Origin of the sequence: Collinsella sp. i06-0019-1H4, assembly GCF_042849575.1 — a bacterium.
Classification (GTDB): domain Bacteria; phylum Actinomycetota; class Coriobacteriia; order Coriobacteriales; family Coriobacteriaceae; genus Collinsella.
The window spans coordinates 1,704,519-1,724,678 of record NZ_BAABYB010000001.1 but is presented as its reverse complement, the minus strand read 5'-3'; the positions used below and the strand labels follow the sequence as shown (position 1 = coordinate 1,724,678).

The following is a 20,160-nucleotide window of genomic DNA, read 5'->3' as shown; positions in this document are numbered from 1 at the left end:
GGAAGTAGTTTGCGACTCGGCTGACCAATCGCTAAGGCCCGATTTCTCGGGCCTTTTTTCGCCTTAGGTCGTTTAGTATTATGATGTATGTAATATGTTAACTAAACGCGTAAATTACTTAACGAGGTGATGCGGCATATGAATACATCTGAGTACTTATCTATGGGTGATGCCGCCCGCCTGTTGGGCGTTACGAAAGCCCGCATATCGCAACTTGCCGCATCGGGAACGCTCGCGTGCGATATTGTGGGCGGACGGAAGATGGTTGAGTATGATTCTGCGCTCGCTTATCAAAAGGTCCGCAAACGTGGACGCCGTCCTGCGGCCGATGTGGGGCGCAAGTTTACGCTGATGTCGGCCGACCATGAGGTCGCGCATGTCTCATTTGATCCGACACGTGAGTTTCCCTTCGAAATCGCCGAGGTGCTCGATGCGCAGAGGATGCCGTTTGGCACGTGCTCGAGTTCTTCTCCTACGGTGAATAAACGGGAGCTCAACGTGTGGTGGAGCCATCGGTCGGTGCCTGACGTCCGCCCCGGACTCGTCTCGCGCTATCGTGAACTGGGAATTGCCAGTGGCATTGAGGTGCCGGTTCAGTGCCTGGGCCTATCGCTTTCGGATTGCTATTGGCTGCGGCCGGCCGATTGCGCCGAACTCAAATGGCAAAACATCAATTACTTTGAGAACGAATTTGAGCGATCGGCACCCGAAGAGCGTTCGGGTTGGCTGGAAGGCATCGGTCTTAAAAATCCTGATAACACGTCCGAGGGCGAGCTCCCTAAATCGTGGATGATTCGCAACGGTGTTCGCGTTCTGGTCAAGGGATGCGGCATGGACGACCAACGGCCCTTTAACGAGGCGGTTGCAACGGCTCTGCATCGTCGCTTGCTGTCGGAGGGCGAGTTTGTTCCTTATACGGTTGAGCGGATGTTCGATGGCCCCGCGTGCCTGTGCGAGGATTTTCTTGACGGCCGCGAGGAATACGTTCCGGCTGTTTACGTTAAGGGCGCACTTGGTGGCCAGCGGGGAAACTCGACATACGATCGATACTGTCGCTGCCTTGGCAAGCATGGTGCCGATGAGGCCGCTGTGAGAAGGTCTATGTCGCAGATGATTGTCTGCGATGCCCTTTTGGCCAACAGCGACCGCCATTGGCGAAACTTCGGCATCATCCGCAATGTCGACACCCTGGAGATAAAACCTGCTCCGCTGTTCGATAGCGGCAACTGCCTGTGGTACAACGTGCCAACTGCCGTGCTCGCAGCTGGGGAGTTTGGGTTTTCCGCTAAGCCGTTTGGGCCCGACCCTTCCGTCCAGCTGGCGCTTGCGGATTTGCTCGATTGGTTCGATTCATCGCGGCTCAACGGATTTGTTGATGAGGCGATCGAGATTCTTTCGCAGAGCGAATGGGCCACGGCGGAGGGTCGACTCGAGGCCATCCGCCGCGGCCTCGAGCGTCGCATAATCGAGGTTGGTGCCGCTGTTGAGGTACTTCGACACGTGCAGCGATAAACCCGCGGCTACTTAAGTGCGCCGGTCACGGTGCCGCCGCCCAGGACGATGTCGCCGCGGTATATAACGACAGCCTGGCCGGGGGCGATGGCGCGCTGCGGCTCGTCAAAGGTCAGCAACATTTGCCCGTCTTCGTCGCACGTAAGGATCGCTGCCTGGTCTTTCTGTCGGTAGCGGTACTTGGCGCCCACGCGGATGCCGCCGGCATCCAGCTCGGCCTCCATGCGGTCGGCAGGGGCGCTCCAGATCCAGTCGTTGGCCGTGAGCGCCGTGGCCGTCAGGTCCTCTGCCTCGCCCAGATGTACGGTGTTGTTGGCGGCATCGACGCCCGTTACGTACACGGGATGCGCCATCGCGACGCCCAGACCCTTGCGCTGGCCGATGGTATAGCGCAGCGCGCCGTTATGGCGTCCGACCACGCTGCCGTCGCGCCACACAATGTCGCCCGGTGCAGCGGGATGTCCGCAGCGGCGCTCGATATAGCCCGCGTAGTCGCCGTCCGCGATAAAGCAGATATCCTCGCTTTCGGCCTTCTTGGCGTTGATGAAGCCCTGCTCGGCGGCAATCCGGCGCACGTCGCGCTCTTTGTCCAGCCCAGCCAGCGGAAAGATCGTGCGTGCCAGGCGCTCTTGCGTGAGCGAATACAAAAAGTAGCTTTGGTCCTTTTTGGGATCTTCGCCGCGGTTCAGCTGCCAGGTGCCGTCGGACGCCTGGCTCGTTTTGGCGTAGTGACCTGTGGCGATGTAGTCGCAGCCCATGTCCAGCGCCGCATCGAGCAGCGCGCCAAACTTAATGTGGCGGTTGCAGATGATGCACGGGTTGGGCGTCAGCCCCTTCTGATAGGCAGTCACAAAGCGCTCGATAACGTTGCGGTCGAATGTCTGCTGCAGGTCGAGCACGTGGTGGGGTATCCCCAGGTGCTCGGCGACGGCCTTTGCATCGGCGATGTCGCGGTCGACTTTGCTCATACCCGTTGCAGGATCGGGCGCGGGGCAGGTGAGGCGCATGGTGGCACCGACGCATTCGTAGCCCTGGCGCTTGAGCAGATGCGCGGTCACGCTGGAATCGACGCCGCCACTCATGGCGACGAGCACGCGCTTGTTGTGCATGGGGAGGTTCTCCTTGGTGGCATGTGGCCAAAAAAGAAAAGCGGCGCGGGAGGCTGGTTCCGCGCCGCAGACATTGTATCAAGTTCGGACGTCTCGTGGGACACCCTGTTGGGATGAGCTCAGGCTGCCAGAAGAGAGGGGAGGCCGGCGTGCCTTGGACTCGTTCTAAGAACGAGAGGCCCTAGTCCTGGAAGAGTGCCGTGGACAGGTAGCGCTCACCGGTGTCGGCAAGCAGCGCCACGATGGTCTTGCCCTCGTTCTCGGGGCGCTTGGCCAGCTGCAGTGCGGCCCACACGGCGGCGCCGGACGAAATGCCCACGAGCACGCCCTCCTTGTGGCCCACGGCGCGGCCGGTGGCAAAGGCGTCGTCGTTCTCGACGGGGATGATCTCGTCATAGACCTGGGTGTCGAGGACGTCGGGCACAAAGCCGGCGCCGATACCCTGGATCTTGTGCGGGCCGGCCTGGCCCTTGGAGAGCACTGGGGAAGTGGCGGGCTCGACGGCGACAACCTGAATCTCGGGGTTCTGCTCCTTGAGGAACTCGCCCACGCCGGTCACGGTGCCGCCGGTGCCAACGCCGGCGACGAAGATGTCGACCTTGCCGTCGGTGTCATCCCAGATCTCGGGGCCGGTCGTGGCCTTGTGGATGGCGGGGTTGGCGGGGTTTACAAACTGGCCGGCGATGATGCTGTTGGGTGTCTCCTTCTGCAGTTCCTCGGCCTTGGCGATGGCGCCCTTCATGCCCTTGGAGCCGTCGGTGAGCACGAGCTGTGCGCCGTATGCCTGCATAAGTTTGCGGCGCTCGACGGACATGGTCTCGGGCATGGTGATGATCACCTTGTAGCCGCGGGCCGCCGCCACCGAGGCGATGCCGACGCCGGTGTTGCCACTCGTGGGCTCGATGATGGTGTAGTCGCCGCCGCGCACGAGCTTGCCGGCCTTCTCGGCCTCGTCGATCATGTTCTTGGCGACGCGGTCTTTGACGGACCCGGCGGGGTTGAAGTATTCCAGCTTGACGAGCACGCGGGCCTTGAGGTCTTCATCGGCCTCAAAGTGAGTGAACTCCAGAAGCGGAGTGTGGCCGATAAGCTGATCGATGGACGTGTAAACATTGCTCATGGTGAACCTCCAAAGTGTTCAAATGACTGGATACCGTGTGGTTTTACGGTGTGTGTAGCAGCGAAACCCACAAACCTTATAGGTTGTTCGTTTGCTGTTGGCAAGCATAGTAGGCACTAAAGCCTAGTAACGCAATAGGAAATAGAAGATTATTACGAGTCGATTAACCAGCTTGACGGGAATAGGTATTTTCAAAACCAATTTTTCGGCTAGAATTTCTACGGACTAAATGACCGAAAGGCAGCACTATACATGTTGGTTTCTACTAAGGGCAGATATGCCCTGCGCGTTATGGTCGATCTGGCCGAGCACCAGGCAGCCGGTCGCATCCCGCTCAAAGAGATCGCGGCGCGACAGGGGATTTCCGAGAAATATCTCGAGAACATTTTGGCTACGCTCGTGCGCGCCAACATGCTCTCGGGCATGCGCGGCAAGGGCGGCGGCTATGTGCTCACGCGCCCGCCCGAGCAATACACGGTGGGCGAGATCTTGCGCCTGACCGAGGGCAGTCTGGCGCCGGTCGCCTGCCTGGATGGCGACTGCAAGGGCTGCTCGCGTTCGGATGAGTGCCCCACGCTCGACGTGTGGAAGAACCTGGACAAGCTCATCAACGACTACCTCGACGGTGTGACGCTCGATCAACTTGTCGCTCCCAACCATGGCTACGACTACGTCATCTAACCCACACCTGCATTTGGGGACGGGGTGGAAATGGTAGATTTTCTCGCCCTTTGAGACTTGGCAAATAAGAAGGCCGCCCATTTTTGCGATGGGCGGCCTTCGTTTTGGGCTGTTGAGACGGACACGGCCGGAATGGCCATTTTAGTCCTCGGCGATGCTGTCGAGGATGCTGCGCGTGATGGACACCAGGATGCTGCCCATAAAGGCCGATCCAAAGCTGGCGATGGAGATGCCGACGCCCAGCAGGTTGACCGACAGGTAACTCGCGAGCTCAAGCATAAAGCTGTTGACGACAAGCTGGAAAATGCCCAGCGTAATGATCGTGAGCGGCAGCGAGATGACCGTGAGGAACGGTTTGACGAACGAATCGACAATGTTCAGGAACAGTCCCACAAAGGCAAAGCAGACCCAGGTCTCGGCAAAGCCGAAGGGTTGGATACCGGGGACGAGGAACGTGGCGATCGCGATGGCGATCGAGGTGAAGAGCCAGTTAAGCATAAAGCGCATGGCGTGAATCCTTTCTTGCGCCGGGATTGCTGGCGTCGCGTGAAGCGGCTTACGGCGGCGACCTGGATGGTTGCGCGGGCGCGCCGCGGTGTTTGGGCGCCCATTGTCTCAAATATTCGTGGAGCTTACGTGCGCATATGGTTTCTAAACGGCGTTCGTCCTGAAAAACGCGCCGCTGGCAGAGAGTCTTGTCGCTTTAGTTTGGTGGTGTGCTACACTGCTACGGGCAAAAGCCACAGGCGTTGCCCTATTGCATAGAACGGGTGAACGATGCCCGATGTCAGTATCAACTTCGATGCCTTTTGGCGGGTTTGGCGGTGATCGATGAATATCGAGAACATGTTTGACAAGCCTGATGTCAAGCAGCTGGTCCACGCATTTAGCCTTTTGGACGACGAGAAGGATATCCAAGCGTTTTTGACCGATATCTGCACGCCGCGCGAGATTTGCGACCTTTCTCAGCGTTTGCAGGTTGCGCGCTATTTGGACGAGGGCGAGCCTTATGTTGAGGTTCAGGCCCGTACCGGCGCTTCGTCCACCACGGTGAGCCGCGTTTCAAAGGCGCTGAACGGCGAGTACGGTGGCTACCGCAAGATCCTCATTAAGTTGGAGGATGGCGAGTAGGCCAGCGACAACATTGAATTACGAAGAACCGTCCCTCCGGGGGCGGTTTTTATATGCCTGCAATCGGCTGGTGCGTTGGGTTCAGGTTGCTTTGTACCAAAAGATGGAACTGCGGTGGCAATGTGTCCGCTTGGGCGGGTAGGATGGATGCATTGATTATTGCGAACGGTTTGAGCGGAGGACCATGCCTGTTCGAATCTATACCACCAATGCCGGCACGGATTTGAGCGATGCCGAGTCGGCGCTGCTTGCCGACCTGGTTGCCCGCCACGGGCGCGCTGTTCTGTTGGCGCCAACATTTGCCGAGCTCGACCTGTGCCGCCATGATGCGGCGGAAGCCGGGGTTTCACTGGGTGTCGACTACAAGACGCCCACATCGTGGCTCAGCTCGCTGTGGGAGCTTATGGGCGATGGCCGCAGCTTTGTGGACAACCTTCAGCGCCAGATGCTGTTCTCGGACATGATCGACCGCCGCGACGACGCCGCTCTGCAGCCGCTTTCGCGCAGCCAGGGCACAGTGCGCATGCTCGCGCGCATGGCCCGCGACGTGTTGCCGGGCGTTGCGGGGACGGGTGCCGAACGATGCCGTGGCGACAACTGCCGGCCTGAGCCAAAAAGCGATGCCGAGGCTCGTGTGTTCGAGCTTTTGCGCGCCTACGCGGGCGGTTTGGACCGTCGAGATATGGTTGAGCCCTGCGAGGCAGCTGACATTATGACCAGTGTCCTGGCCGATAGCCTGCCGGCGTGCACTCGCGCCGTATGCGTGCGCGGTATCACGTCGTTTACGCACGGTCTGCTCGAGCTGCTGTCTGCCGTGGCGAACAATGGGGGAGAGGTCGTCGTGCTGCTTGCCCGCGAGCAGGCGGCGATGCGCGAGGAGCTTGCCGCGGCATTTGATGCCCGCGGTGTGCTGTTTGAGATTGCGCCGCTGGGGGAGGACGCCGTCGCGTCTGATGTCGCTTGCGGGACTGCCGCTCAGCCTGTCTTTATTGAGGTCGCCGGTCCCCATGCCCGTGCTCATGTCTATGCGGACGCCGTCGATAAGTTGGTGAAAGCGCACAAGGAGTCCAAGGCCGATAAAGCTACTGCAATGCCCACCGACCCCGTGCGCGTGCTCGTCGTTTCTGCCCGGGCACCCCAGCTGTTCGGTGAGCTCGCCTCTCGTCTGGCGGCTCGCCATATCGCTGCCGAGACAACTGAGTTCACGGCGTTTTCCCAATCCATTGCGGGCAGGCAGTTTGCGGCGCTTGCCGGCCTGATCGAGCGCATGAAGACCGCCGATGAGGGCACGGCGTCAAAGACCGAGTGGTGGCCCGCGCCGGAGCTTACCGACTGGATCTACAGTCCGCTTTCGGGCGCTGATGCCGTCAATGCCCGTGCCTTCGATAAGAATATGCGTCTCTCGCGTAGCAAGACTACCGCGAGCGTTAAGAGCCTGCTGCAGAGTGTCCAAGGCCAGGTGAGGGGCGCGCGCAAGGCGGCGAGCGACGACAACTGGTTTAAGAACGTACCGTGTGTGGTTTCGGACGTGTTCCAGGCGCTGTGGCGTGACAAGCCCGTGACGGCGCTCAAGGCCATGCTTGCCGTTGCCGAGGCGTTGCCCGATCGCGCCCTTGGAGGCCTTGACGGTCAGGCTCGTCGCCAGGCGGAGGTGGCCTTGCTGCGCCACGCCATCGACATCCTTATGAATGGCGCCCGCGTGCTCGACGTGTCGCAGGCCGCGACCGTGCCCGTGCTCGATGGCATTCGCACCAAGGTGGACAAGCGTAGCACCGCCTACGATTACGAGACCTACGAGGTTGACCGTGCGCCACGTGCTCAGGTTCGTTTTGCTTCGCTTGCCGATGCGGCAGCTCTGCGCCCCGGCAGCTACGATGCCGTACTGTTTGCCGATGTCGATCTGGACAGCTATCCGCTCTCGCACGAGGAGGGGCCGCTGGCCACGCTGACGGCGAGCCTTGGTCGCGAGGGCGTGACGCTTGAGCCCGCGGCCTTGCTGCGCGCGCGCTTTGGCCACGCGATGCAGGCGTCACGCGGCCCGGTTACGCTCGCCCGTGTGACCCACGATCGCCAGGCGCGCGAGTGCTATCCGGCTGCCGTGTGGACCGAGTTGCGGGCGCATGCCGAGGCTGACGGCGCTAAGATCGCTGACGACGCTAAGACCGCTGGTGACGCTAAAGCCGCTGGCGCCGACAAGGCGAAGTGCGTGGGTGAGGGTGATATCGTAAGGGACTTCGATCCCGCGGCAGGCGAAGGTCTCAAGCGCGAGCGCGTGACCTGTGAAGCCCCTCAGCATCTGAGTGCCGAGGCCGTGCCGTATTTGGTCCTGCGTCGTCGCGATGGCGAGGGCGAGGACGCGCCGCTCGTGCCGCGCCTGACGTCCGCCTCGCAGATCGAGGCCTATTCCACCTGCCCGCTGTGCTGGTTCGTCTCGTATCGCGTCAAACCTCAGTCCATCGATGCGGGCTTTGGCAACATGGAGAAGGGCAACTTTGTCCATGACGTGCTGGAGCACTTGCATGCACGTCTTCCGCAGGAGGGCATGGAGCGCGTGACGCCCATGAATCTGCCGCGCGCGAAGGAGCTGCTGCACGAGGTCTTTGCCGAGACCCTGGCCGAGCACGCCGGCAAGCGCGGTACCGAGGGCCCGCTGGTGCCGCTCTCTCCAGTGGAGGAGCGCCAGGCGGCCGAGATCTTGCCGCAACTGGAGGGCGTGCTCGCCTACGAGTCCGAGGCGCTCGCGCCCTTCGCGCCGCGCTACCTGGAGTTTGCGTTCAACGAGCTCCAGGTCGAGTATGCCGGTTGGCCGCTCGGTGGGCGCATCGACCGCGTTGACGTGGATGCCGAGAATCGCGCCGTGGTAATCGACTACAAGCATCGTTCGGGTGTCGAGGAGTTTAAGCTCGCCGACCCCACGGTGCGCGACGAGGAGTCGGGCGAGGCCCCCATCGACGACCCGCGCTGGCTGCCGCCCCATACCCAGACACTCATCTACGCCCAGGCCATGCGTCGGGCGCTGGGCCTAGATACCCGTGCTGCGCTCTATTTTTCGACCAAGGGCGGCAAGCCCGCGCTGCGTGGTGCCGCAAGTGCCGAGTTGCTCGAGGAAGAGCGCGGCGACGGTCGCATCCCGGGCCTCAAGAAGGGCTTTCCGGGCGAGGGCGGCAACATGGACTTCGATGCGCTGCTCGACCGCGTGGAGGCCGGCATTGCCGAGCGCCTGCGCGAGCTCGAGGCGGGCGACGTCGCCGCTGTCGATCCGACGTCGGCGCAGGCCGCGCATGCGCGCTGCTCGTATAACCACGAAGGAACGTTTGTAAGGAGGGACGTGTAGACCATGGATCTTTCGACTTTGATGCCGCAACAGCTGCAAGTCGTCAAAACGCTCGACCGTCCGCTGTTTGTCTCGGCAGGTGCCGGCTCGGGCAAGACCTTTACCCTCACGCGCCGCATCGTCTATGCGCTCTCGCCCGAATCCGGTCCGTTTGTCGAGCATCTGGACCAGGTGCTCGCCATTACCTTTACCAAAGACGCCGCGGCCGAGATCCGCGACCGCGTGCGCCGTGCGCTTATCGACGAGGGGATGGACGAAGAGGCCCTGACGGTCGATGACGCTTGGATCTCGACCATTCACGGCATGTGTTCGCGCATTCTGCGCGCGCATGCGTTGGAGCTGGGCATCGATCCCGAGTTCACGGTGCTCACCGATACCGACGAGCTTATGGATCAGGCTGTCGAGCATGTGCTGGGGCGCGCGACGGCGCCCGATGCCGCGCCCGAGCTCGCCACTTCGCTTAAGGCCCTCTACGCCTGGTATCCCATGGCGGGCGAGGGCGGGACGTTTGGCGCCGGTACCACCATCAAAGGCCTGGTGCGCGACTTGCTGGAGCTATCGAGCCAGCTTCCGGGCGGCATGGACGATGTGTGCGTGGCGCGCGGCCAGGCCGACACCTCGGCGCTTGCCGATGCCTATCGTGCGGCGCTGGGCGCAAGCAAGGCCACGACCGAGAAAGCGCAGGTGGCACTCGACGCCATCGACGCGTTTGAGGCGAGCGGCAAAACCATGGAGGATGCGGCGCGACTCATGATGTCGTGCAGTATGCCTCGGGCGAGCAAGGCGTTTCCTAAGGAGCAGGTGGAGCTACTCAAGGCCGAGGCCGCCGATGCGTTTATCAATATCGTGCTTGCCTGCGGCGGCCCGGCGCTCGATGCGCTGGTGGGGCTTGCCCGTGCCGTAGAGGCGGAGTACCGTGCGCTCAAGGCCGACCAGTCCGCGCTCGATAACAATGACCTGCTGCGCATGGCGTACGAGGCGCTGCGCGACTACCCGGCTATTCGAGCTGCCTATGAGGGCCGCTTTAAGATGGTCATGATCGACGAGTTCCAAGATACCGACCAGATGCAGGTCGATCTGATTCGCTATTTGACGGGTGCGGGCGAGCGCGCGCTGTGCACGGTGGGCGATGCGCAGCAGTCGATCTATCGCTTCCGTGGTGCCGAGGTCGAGGTGTTTCGCCGCCAGGAGCGCAAGGTGGGTTCGACGACGGCGTCCGAGACGGTCACCACGTCCGATGCTCCCGCCGGCGAGCTCGTCAAACTCGTGCGCAACTTCCGCAGCCACGACGAGGTGCTGCGCTATGTGGCGCGCGTCTTTGACGGCGACACCGGTGGTTTGATGCAGGGGTTCTTGGATCTTGAACCGAGCGACAAACGCAAGGACATGCTCAAGGCAAAGGCTTCGCGCCGCCAGGCGCTGTTCGTTGCCGGCGGCAGTATGCAGGAGCGCACGCAGGCCAAGGCCCGTGCGATCGCCGAGCGATTCCATGCGCTTGCCGATGCCGGCCAGCCCCAGGGCGGCATGGTGCTGCTGCTGGGTCGCATGACCAATGCCGACGTCTACGCGCAGGCCTTCCGCGACCAAGGACTCGACTGCGTCATCGCAGGCGGCTCGGTCTTTGCCCAGGCGGCCGAGGTGCAGACGGTGCGTGCCCTGGTCTGCGCGCTCGCCAATCCGGCCGATACGGCCCAAGGCCTTATGCCGTTGCTGGCCTCGCCGATGTTTGCACTCGGCGCCCAGGAGTTCCTGGCGCTGGCGACCAAGCTCGACGAGCAGACGGGCGAGACGTCGCGCCGCAATATCGATGTGGGCATCATGAGCGATTCCGATGTGCCGGGTTTGCAGAACCTGCCGCTCGTGACGCGTGCCCGCGAGGTGCTGCGCTACGCGCTTCGTCGCGTGGGACGCGATTCGTTCGCCGCCATCGCGCGCGATGTGGTCAACGCCTCCGGCTGGTTCGTGCGTCTGGCGCAGCGCGGCCCCGAGGGCAAGGCCATTGCCGCCAACGTGCTCAAGGCGCTCGACGCCGTGGCCGAGGCAGAGGCCGAGCTCGGCAATTCTCCGCGCTCCATCGCGCTCGCCTTCGACCGCTTCTTGGCGGGCAAGGAGGCCCCGGGCGCCCTCAACGAGGAGGGCGACGGCGCGGTGCGCATCATGACCGTGCATGCGTCCAAGGGCCTGGAGTATCCGGTCGTGGCGGTTGCCGAGTGTTTTGGCGTGCGCAAATCGTCCGGTGCGGCACAGATGGGTCGCGTCGAGGGCGGAGCGCAAGTCGTGGCGCTGCCGGCGCGCTTCGATGGCGTTAAGCTTGCCGACGGAACCTTCGTGAAGGGCGATGACGTCAAAAAGCAGTTTGAACACGCGTTTAAGGGCAAGGGTACGTCGCTGTGGCTGCCGCCGGAGCTCATGGAGGACGTCTGTGCGACGGGTTCTCCCGCCGAGGCATTTGCTCGCCTGCGCAACGACGACCTGCAGCTTTCGCTCGAGGAGCGGGCCCGCTTGCTCTATGTTGCCATGACGCGAGCGGGCGAGCTGGTGATCTTGGCGATGGATGCCGGTGTGAGCCGCGGCAAGGTGATGGCGCCGACCTTCGATGTCGAGACGGATCTGACCTACGACGTGCTGCGCCGCATCCTGCCGACCGATAGTCTGGACATGCCGCAGCTCGATAGCGACCGTCTGGTGTTCGACAACTCCCAGCCGGGCGACTACGAGCTCATCTCGCTGGCGGACTTTACGTTTGGTGAGCAGGCGTTTGAGGCTAACGCTTCGCTGGATGCCGAGGGCAGGCTCGTTCGCGGCGATGTCGATGTCGCTGATAATGCTGCGCGCTCAACTGTGCCCGGTCCTGCCGACCCCAAGCCCGATGCGTTTGAGCTCGTGTATCCCCAGGCAGTGGGCGTGCGCATGGGCATCTGTCCGTTCCCGGTGCGTGACTCGTATAGCTACTCGTCAATTGCCGCGGCGCTTCATGCCGAGACGGAAGATCGTGCCGCCGAGGCACACGTGCCCATGGACGAGGCCGGCGATGATGCGGAGTCGGATGGCTCGGAGATGACGGATGCAGACGTGGCCGCCGTTGAGCCCGCCGGCAACCCCATGGCGCTGGGCTCGGCCTTCCACGCCGCTTGCCAGTGGCTCATCGAGATGGGTGCCGATGCGCTGCCCGTTGAGCGTGCCGACGCCCTGGCTCGCTTGTGGCGCCTGACGCCGGAACAGCGCGAGCGCTTCGATGTCGCTCTGGATCGCTGGCTCAAGTCGTCGGTTCGTGCCGAGCTGCTCGCGTGGCCGTGCATCCGTGCCGAGGTGCCGTTCTTCTCGCTGGGCTGCGAGGACGAGGATATCGCCCGCTACGGCGCCTATGCCGAGGGCGCCATCGATGCCTTGGCAACCGACCCGGCGGATCCGTCGCGCGCACTGGTCATCGACTACAAGACGGGCGGCACGCCGGATGAGACGCCGGAGCAGCTGCTCGAGAAACACGCCTTGCAGGCGCGCGTTTACGCCGACGTTCTGCACAAGGCGGGCTTTGAGGTCGTGACCGTCAAGTTCGTTCGCGTGGAGCGGGCGAATCCAACCATCTTCGTCAATCCCGCCGAACCTCAAGTGGTCACCTACAACCTCTAGTCCTCAGATAACTTGCGGTGGAATACGGACTGTTTTGGTCAAAAAAGCCGCCAAACAGTCCGCATTTCACCGCAACTGCAAGAGGAGCCGTGTGGGTTTGGGCTAGGTTCGGGTGCCGTCCGCGCTGTGCGGTAGAATCGTAACCCTAAGATCACGAACCCGCATCGGAGCTCATTACATGGCATTCGTCCATCTGCACAATCACACTGTTTTCTCCATGCTCGACGGCGCAACCCGTATCCAGGATATGGTCAACCGTGCCGTTGAGCTGGGCATGCCCGCCGTCGCCATTACCGACCACGGCTACATGTATGGCGTGCCCGACCTGGCGCTGGCCTGCGACGCCGTTAACCACAACACGCCCGAGTACAAAACCTGGAGTCACGACAAGGCCTTCTTGGAAAAGGACCGCCGCGACGAGCTGGTGGAGCCCGATCCCGAGGAAAGCCCGCGCGAGCATGCCCAGTATGTGAAGGACATGGCCATGTGGGACGAGAAGGGCAACATCGACGAGCTCAAGCCGCCCCTGGTCATCAAACCCATCTTTGGCTGCGAGGTCTACTTTACGCCGGACGAGACGCTCGCCCGCGACCATAAGCCCGAGCTCTACCACATGATTCTTCTGGCCAAGGACCAGGAGGGCTACGTCAACCTGATGCAGACGGTCTCCGAGGCCGCTGTGCAGGGCTTTTACTACAAGCCGCGCGTGACGCTCGACAACCTGCGTCGCCATGCCAAGGGCATGATCTGCACGAGCGCCTGCATCGCGGGCATCATTCCCAAATACATCGACCGCGGTGACATGGAGGGCGCCATCAAGTGGGCCGAGACCTTCCGCGACACCTTCGATCCCGGCGACTTTTATATCGAGATTCAGGAACACGGCATTACCACCGACAACGGCCTGACCGACGAGCAGATGGACCGCACGCTCATCGATATTGCCAAGCAAGTGGGCGTCAAGGTCATCGCCACCAACGACTTCCACTACCTGCGCCGCGAGGACGCGCCCGTGCAGGACGTCATCATGTGCATCGGCATGAACGCCAAGGTCGACGACCCCAACCGCATGCGCATGACCGGCTCGGAGTTTTACATGAAGACCGAGGAGGAGATGCGGGCGATGTTCCCGTATTGCCCCGAGGCCTGCGACAACACGCTCGAGATCGCCGACAAGTGCTACGTCGAGCTGGACTGGGACTCCATCATCCTGCCGCGCTTCCCACTGCTCGATCCCGGCGAGACGCACGAGAGCCAGTTCCGCCGCGAGTGCGAGAAGGGCCTGCGCCAGCACTATGGTGACGACTGGGCCACGCGCGAGATCGGTGGCGTCAACATCAAAGAGCGCTTTGAGTACGAATACAAGGTCATTTGCGACAAGGGCTTTGCCGCCTACTTTTTGATCGTCGCCGAGTACGTGCAATGGGCCAAGGACAACGGCATCGGCGTCGGCCCCGGCCGTGGCTCGGCCGCCGGCGCTATCGTCGCCTACGCCATGAACATCACCGCGTTCGACCCGCTCGAGAACGGCCTGATGTTCGAGAGGTTCCTGTCCCCGCAGCGTACCGAGATGCCCGATATCGATATGGACTTCGACGATGAGCGGCGCCTCGAGGTCGTGGAGCACGTTCGCCAGCTTTACGGCCCCGAGAAGGTCACCCACGTTATCACCTACTCGACCATCAAGGCCAAGCAGGCCATCAACGATGCCGCGCGCGTTCTGGACTACCCGGTCTACATGGGCCAGCGCCTGTCCAAGATGGTCTCGAGCGACCCCAAGGTCAAGCTCAAGCAGGTACTCGAAAAACAACCCGGCAAAGAGGATCTGTTTAACCCCGACTTTGCCGAGGCCTATAAAAAGGATGACGACGCCCGCCGCATCATCGACACGGCGCTCTCGATTGAGGGTCTCACCCGTGGCGAGGGCGTGCACGCGTGCGCCGTTCTGATCTGCCGCGACCCCGTCAACGAGCACGTGCCCACCAAGCTCGACACCAAGGGCGGCGTCGAGATTACCCAGTACGAGGGCCATACCGTTGCCGACATGGGCCTGCTCAAGATGGACTTCCTGGGCCTGCGCACGCTGACGGTTATCTCCAAGGCCAAGGCAAATATCAAGAAGAACTTCGGCATCGACATCAAAGAGGAAGAGATTCCCTTTGACGACCCCGAGATCTTTAAGCTCATGGGCTCCGGTCACACCGCCGGCGTCTTCCAGGTCGAGTCCGCCGGCATGACGGCCACGATCAAGAACATGAAGCCTACCGAGTACAAGCACGTCGTGGCATTGATCGCTCTATACCGCCCGGGCCCGCTGGGCGCCGGCATGGTCTCGTCTTACATCAACCGTATGAACGGCAAGGAGCCGGCCGTCTCCTACGACGACCGTCTGGACGACATCCTGGGCGAAACCTACGGCACCATGGTCTACCAGGAGCAGGTTATGCTCATCTCCGTCGAGATGTGCGGCTTCTCCAAGGGCGAATCGGACTCGCGTATCCGTAAACCCGTGGCTAAGAAGAAGATCAAGCTGCTCACGTCGACGGTGCTCCACTGGGAGGATGGCTCGGACGAGACCACCTACGACCACTGGATGAACGGCGCTATCAAGAACAACTACACGCGCGAGGTCGCCCAGAAGATTTGGGACGATGTTCTCGAGTTCGCATCTTACGCTTTTAACAAGTCGCACTCCGCCGGCTACGCCATCCTGGTTATGCAGACGGCGTGGCTCAAGGCGCACTATCCGCACGAGTACATGGCGGCCGTTCTGACGTCCTATACGGGCAAGACCGACAAGATCGTGCACTACGTCTCGGCGTGCCGTCACGACGGCATCCCCGTGCTGTCGCCAGATGTCAACGAGTCCGGTACCGAGTTCACGGCTACCAAGGAGGGCGTGCGCTTTGGTTTGGCCGGCATCCGCGGCGTGGGCACCGGCGTGGCGCAGGCGATTATCGCCGAGCGCGAGGCGGGCGGCCCGTTTAAGACGCTGCACGACTTTGTCGAGCGCGTGGACTCGAGCCAGGCCAATCGTCGCGTGATTGAATCGCTCATCAAGGCAGGCGCCTTCGACTCCACGGGGTATCCGCGCCGCCAGATGATGCACTTTGTGGATAAGAACAACCCCGAGAACATCATCGATGCCGCCGTGAAGCGCCAAAAGGATCGTGCGAGCGGCCAGACGTCCTTCTTCGACATGTTCGGCGATGTCGAGGGCTCGGGCTTTGAGGTGAGCGTGCCCGATCCGGACGGCCAGGAGTGGGACCGCCACCTTAAGCTGAGCCAGGAGAAGGAGGTTCTGGGCATCTACGTCTCGGACCACCCGCTGCGCCCGTTTGAGTATGCGCTCAGCAAAGCGCGCGACTTCTCGTTCTCGCAGATCGACACCGGCTACGAGGTGCAAAACCCCACGGGCGGTACCATCAACCAGGAGATTCCCGAGGGCAAGGCGCTGTGGTGGGCCGGTATGGTCTCGAGCGTATCCAAGCGCGTGACCAAAAACGGCGACCCCATGGGTATTGTGCAGCTCGAGGACATGGAAGGCGAGGCCACGGTCGTGGTGTTCCCCAAGACCTACAAGGAGGCCGAGGGGTACCTGTACGGCGAGGTCGATCCCGAGACCGGTGCCCAGCTGTCCGATGCGTTTGTGCGCATTAAGGGCAAGCTCGAGCGCTCGGACCGCGGCGACCAGATCATCGCGCAGGAGATCGTGCCGCTGGAGCTTAACGAAGAGAACAACAAACCCAAGGTGTTTGAGGTCATGGTGCCCAACAGCCGCTTTAGCCAGGGCAATATGGCGCGTCTTGCCACGGTGCTTACCGCCAACCCGGGCGGCGACCGCGTGGAGATCTTTATCGAGCAGGTGGACGGGCGCGTGCTGCGTGCCGAGGTGCCTGCCAAGGTCAACGCACGCTCGATTCCGCTGTTGGCAGAGGCAAAGGCCATCGTGGGCAACCAAGGCCGCGTGACGGTGATCTAAGATGATTTTTCTGGGACGGGGATTAAAAAATCATTTTGGGTGACGTGTGGCGGAAGACCAGTCTTTCTGGGACGGGAATGATTTTTTCATCCCCGTCCCAGAAAAAATTATTTGGCATGCGAGATTGGAGGAAGTGATGGAGCAGGGGACGTTTGCGCAGGCGCTTCGTAAGGAGGCGGCGCTCAGCAGTACCTTTATGAAGGGGCGCTCGCTCATGCTCAACGGCGCCGTGCTGTCGTTTGAGGACTCCGGCTCGCGCTTCTCCAAAAATGTGACTATTGAGGGCACGGTGCGCGGCTCGCGCGGCGACCTGTACAAGACGCACGTGGCGCTCGACATGGACGAGCACGAGGTTGTCGACTACGACTGCGATTGCCCCGCCGCCTTCCGCTATTCCGGCATGTGCAAGCACGCTATCGCCACGGCGCTGGCGTATCTGGATGCCAGTGGCGCCGAGCCCGTCGAGGGCTTGCGTACGCCGGTCCGCACGTTTACGGCACCGCCCGCACAGTCAAAGCAGCCCACACACCCCGCGCCCACCGCATCTGCGGTCAACCCCAACTTTCCCTTCCCGGCACCCGTCCCCACGAGCCCGAGCCTTGTGGCGGCGCTTTCCGATCTTTCGGACGCGCGCATGGACGAGCTCGTGGCCATGCGTCGCAAGCTCGCCGGCACCATCGACCCCGATGCGCCCAAAGCGGTGCTGGAGCCCTCGCTGGTGCCGTACTACAATCCGCTGTTTGCCGATCGCTTTAACTGGGCACTCGAGTTTCGCATTCGCTGCGGTTCGGTGTCCTACGTGGTTAAGGATATCGACGGCATGGCCGATGCCTATGTGCGCGGCGGTACGTTCTCTTATGGCAAGAAGCTTACGTTTGTCCATGTGCCCGAGGCTTTCGATGACGTGTCGACAAAGCTGCTCGACTTTATCGCAATGACGGTCGCCTACCTAGGCGATATTACGAGCTCGCGCTCGGCATCGTATGACTTTGCCCGCAGCGGCTTTGTCGCCGAGCGTCAGTTGCCGGTATCCGAGTATTCCGTCGTGTCCGTGCTGGACCTGCTGCGCGGCAGGACCATGTCCTTTGAGCCCGCTCGGTCGCGGGGGACGACGACGCATCGCTCCTACGAGGTGGCCGTCGAGTCGTCGCCGCAGGGGGAGAGCGAAGTCCCGGCTAAGCGCCCGCCGCTTCTTGCCGCCAAGATTGCACCGGCGGCGGGAGGCAGCTACGACTTGCGCCTGCCGGCCGATACGCATTGCTTTGTCGCGAGCGACGCAGCCTATCTGGTCGATACGCGCCGCGCGCGCCGTACCGACACGGCGTTTGCCCAACATGCGGCGTCGTTCCTTTCGCACTTGTTGCCCTGCCGCACGCCGGTCCATATCGCCGCCGACCAGGTGGGCGAGTTCTGCCGCATGGCGCTGCCTATCTTGCGCGACTATACCGACCTGACCGCTCCCGCCGCGCTCGACGCCGTGGCACCCGAGCCGAGTTTTGCCATGGCGATTGGCGTCGACGATGGTCTTGTGACCTGCAAGATTACGGTGACCTACGGTGATTGGTCGGCAGATCTCTTTAGTCTTGGTGCTCCGGGCAGTCCCTTCGAAGAACAACGCCCCGGCGTTCCGCCCCGCGATACGGTGGCGGAGTTTCGCGTTATGGACACGGCTGCCCTGTACTTCGATTTCTACGAGGGCGGCCTGGCATTTGAGGAGCGCGATGACGCCCGCCTGTTCCACTTGCTGACCGAGGGCCTGTCTGCCCTGTCCGAACTGGGCGAGATCATGCTCAGCGATCGCCTGCGCCAGATCTCGGTCCGTCCTGCGCCCAAGCTTTCGGTGCGTGCGACCGTCAAGAGCAACTTGCTCGACGTCGAGCTGGGTGCGAGCGGGCTTTCAGCGGCTGACCTTGCCATCTATCTCGATTCGTATAAGCGCCACCAGACGTTTGCGCGCCTTACGTCCGGTGACATCGTTCGCCTGGACGAGGGCGCTCGTGCCGCGTTTGGTCTTGCCGAGGACCTGGGCGTCGATGCCGTCGACCTGCTCGACGGCGTGTCGCTTCCCGCCTCGAGCACCCTTTTTGTCGACAGCATGCTCGCGCGCACGCCGGCGCTCGAGGCCGATCGCGACGCCGCGTTCCGCCGCACCGTCGAGCGTCTGGACACGCTCGGCAAGATGGACTTTACGGTGCCCGCCTCGCTCAAGGCTACGCTGCGTGGCTACCAGGTCGACGGCTATCAGTGGCTCGGCTCGCTTGAGCACTTGGGCCTCGGCGGCATCTTGGCCGACGATATGGGCTTGGGCAAAACGCTGCAGATGATCGCACATATCCTGGCGCGCGTGGAGGCGGGGGATACCAAGCCCACGCTCGTGGTATGCCCCGCGTCGCTCGTGTACAACTGGGCTGCCGAGTTGGAGCGCTTTGCCCCCTCGCTTGATGTGTGCGCCATCGTGGGCGCCAAAGCCCAGCGTCGCGTGCAAATTGCCGGCGCAGCCGAGCACAACGTGGTCGTGACGTCGTATGACCTCATGCGCCGCGACATCGACGAATACATCGAGCAGGACTTTACCCGCGTGGTGCTCGACGAGGCCCAGTACATTAAAAACCCGCTCACCCAGGTGGCGCGCGCCGCCAAGCGCCTGCCGGCCGGCGTGCGCTTTGCCTTGACGGGAACGCCCATCGAAAACCGCCTGTCCGAGCTCTGGAGTATCTTCGACTTTTTGATGCCGGGTCTTCTGGGCACGCGCGACTCATTTGCCAAGCGCTTTGAGAGTCCCGTCGAGCATGCTGAGGGCGATAGTGCCGCTCGTCTGCAGGCGCTCGTATCGCCGTTTGTGCTGCGTCGCGTCAAGGAAGAGGTGGTGGCCGATCTGCCCGAGAAGATCGAGGATACGGTGATGGCGCAGCTTACCGGCGAGCAGCGCAAGCTCTACCTGGCCAACCAGGACCGCATTGCCCAGCAAGTGCAGCACCGCGAGGCCGGGGAGTTTAAGAAAGACAAGCTCAAGGTACTTGCCGAGCTCACCAAGCTGCGTCAGATCTGCTGCGACCCGCATCTGCACTATGCGGACTACAAGGCGGGAAGCGCCAAGCTCGATACGTGCATGGAGCTCGTTCACGGCGCGCTTGACGGCGGTCACCGCATCTTGCTGTTCAGCCAGTTTACGGGCATGCTCGATATCATTGGCAAGCGCCTGGTCAAGGAGGATATCGCCTTTCTTAAGCTTACGGGCGCATCGTCTAAGGAGAGTCGCGCCAAGATGGTTGCGCAGTTCCAAGCGGGCGAGGTGCCGGTGTTCTTGATTTCGCTCAAGGCGGGCGGCGTGGGCCTTAATTTGACGGCTGCCGACGTGGTCATCCACTACGACCCGTGGTGGAACGTGGCGGCGCAGGACCAGGCGACCGACCGCGCCCACCGCATTGGCCAGCAGCACACCGTGACCGTGTACAAGCTCATCGCCAAGGACACGATCGAGGAACGCATTATGCAGATGCAGGAGTCCAAGCGCGATCTGGTCAACAGCGTGCTCGGCGGCGACGGCATCTCATCGGCGCTGTTCACGCGCGAGGATGTTCTGGCGCTGCTCGGTGGCGACGGTCGCTAACCCGCTCGGGTGGGGCCGCCAGGGCGGATAGTACGCGCCGCCCCACCGTTC

At 62.2% G+C, this 20,160-nt stretch carries 9 protein-coding genes and 1 pseudogene; 7 read left to right on the top strand and 3 right to left on the bottom strand.

Going from position 1 to position 20,160, the window contains the following annotated elements:
- Positions 1 to 138 precede the first annotated feature (138 nt).
- On the top strand, positions 139 to 1,512 hold the full coding sequence (locus tag ACGHEN_RS07585) for a DNA-binding protein (RefSeq protein ID WP_147349606.1): 1,374 nt from the start codon (positions 139 to 141) through the stop codon (positions 1,510 to 1,512).
- 8 nt (positions 1,513 to 1,520) lie between these two features.
- Here ACGHEN_RS07585 and mnmA read toward each other — a convergent pair.
- Positions 1,521 to 2,624 (bottom strand): annotated as a pseudogene (mnmA, locus tag ACGHEN_RS07580) (tRNA 2-thiouridine(34) synthase MnmA); the annotation flags it as partial.
- Positions 2,625 to 2,802: 178 nt separating this feature from the next.
- Entirely contained in the window at positions 2,803 to 3,741 is a 939-nt protein-coding gene (gene cysK / locus ACGHEN_RS07575) for a cysteine synthase A (protein WP_250787430.1), read from the bottom strand.
- Between the two features lie 252 nt (positions 3,742 to 3,993).
- Here cysK and ACGHEN_RS07570 point away from each other — a divergent pair, with 252 nt between their 5' ends.
- Positions 3,994 to 4,422 carry an Rrf2 family transcriptional regulator gene (locus tag ACGHEN_RS07570; protein WP_022094857.1) on the top strand — a complete coding sequence of 143 codons (429 nt, stop codon included), beginning with the start codon at positions 3,994 to 3,996 and terminating at the stop codon, positions 4,420 to 4,422.
- Positions 4,423 to 4,563: 141 nt separating this feature from the next.
- On the opposite strand, the gene ACGHEN_RS07565 is transcribed toward ACGHEN_RS07570, so the two are convergent.
- Complete coding sequence (locus tag ACGHEN_RS07565; protein WP_035137358.1) at positions 4,564 to 4,929, bottom strand: phage holin family protein; 366 nt, start codon at positions 4,927 to 4,929, stop codon at positions 4,564 to 4,566.
- Between the two features lie 324 nt (positions 4,930 to 5,253).
- Between ACGHEN_RS07565 and ACGHEN_RS07560 the strand changes: the two genes are divergently transcribed.
- The 5 genes from ACGHEN_RS07560 (at position 5,254) to ACGHEN_RS07540 (ending at position 20,109) form a co-directional block, all read left to right on the top strand.
- Entirely contained in the window at positions 5,254 to 5,553 is a 300-nt protein-coding gene (locus ACGHEN_RS07560) for a YerC/YecD family TrpR-related protein (protein ID WP_022094855.1), read from the top strand.
- A 184-nt stretch (positions 5,554 to 5,737) separates the two neighbouring features.
- Positions 5,738 to 8,887, top strand: a complete 3,150-nt coding sequence (locus ACGHEN_RS07555; RefSeq protein ID WP_390398586.1) for a PD-(D/E)XK nuclease family protein — start codon at positions 5,738 to 5,740, stop codon at positions 8,885 to 8,887.
- A 3-nt stretch (positions 8,888 to 8,890) separates the two neighbouring features.
- Entirely contained in the window at positions 8,891 to 12,517 is a 3,627-nt protein-coding gene (locus tag ACGHEN_RS07550) for a UvrD-helicase domain-containing protein (protein WP_390398583.1), read from the top strand.
- Between the two features lie 178 nt (positions 12,518 to 12,695).
- The gene (gene dnaE, locus ACGHEN_RS07545; RefSeq protein ID WP_390398580.1) at positions 12,696 to 16,499 is read left to right on the top strand and encodes a DNA polymerase III subunit alpha; all 3,804 of its coding nucleotides are present in this window, start codon (positions 12,696 to 12,698) and stop codon (positions 16,497 to 16,499) included.
- A gap of 136 nt (positions 16,500 to 16,635) precedes the next feature.
- On the top strand, positions 16,636 to 20,109 hold the full coding sequence (locus tag ACGHEN_RS07540; RefSeq protein WP_390398578.1) for an SNF2-related protein: 3,474 nt from the start codon (positions 16,636 to 16,638) through the stop codon (positions 20,107 to 20,109).
- Positions 20,110 to 20,160 lie beyond the last annotated feature (51 nt).

Excerpts from the sequence above, each read along its gene's own strand:
- dnaE (WP_390398580.1), top strand. The coding sequence starts at position 12,696 with ATGGCATTCGTCCATCTGCACAATCACACTGTTTTCTCCATGCTCGAC.
- ACGHEN_RS07555 (WP_390398586.1), top strand. The coding sequence starts at position 5,738 with ATGCCTGTTCGAATCTATACCACCAATGCCGGCACGGATTTGAGCGAT.
- ACGHEN_RS07550 (WP_390398583.1), top strand. The coding sequence starts at position 8,891 with ATGGATCTTTCGACTTTGATGCCGCAACAGCTGCAAGTCGTCAAAACG.
- ACGHEN_RS07560 (WP_022094855.1), top strand. The coding sequence starts at position 5,254 with ATGAATATCGAGAACATGTTTGACAAGCCTGATGTCAAGCAGCTGGTC.
- ACGHEN_RS07570 (WP_022094857.1), top strand. The coding sequence starts at position 3,994 with ATGTTGGTTTCTACTAAGGGCAGATATGCCCTGCGCGTTATGGTCGAT.
- cysK (WP_250787430.1), bottom strand. The coding sequence starts at position 3,741 with ATGAGCAATGTTTACACGTCCATCGATCAGCTTATCGGCCACACTCCG.
- ACGHEN_RS07540 (WP_390398578.1), top strand. The coding sequence starts at position 16,636 with ATGGAGCAGGGGACGTTTGCGCAGGCGCTTCGTAAGGAGGCGGCGCTC.
- ACGHEN_RS07565 (WP_035137358.1), bottom strand. The coding sequence starts at position 4,929 with ATGCGCTTTATGCTTAACTGGCTCTTCACCTCGATCGCCATCGCGATC.
- ACGHEN_RS07585 (WP_147349606.1), top strand. The coding sequence starts at position 139 with ATGAATACATCTGAGTACTTATCTATGGGTGATGCCGCCCGCCTGTTG.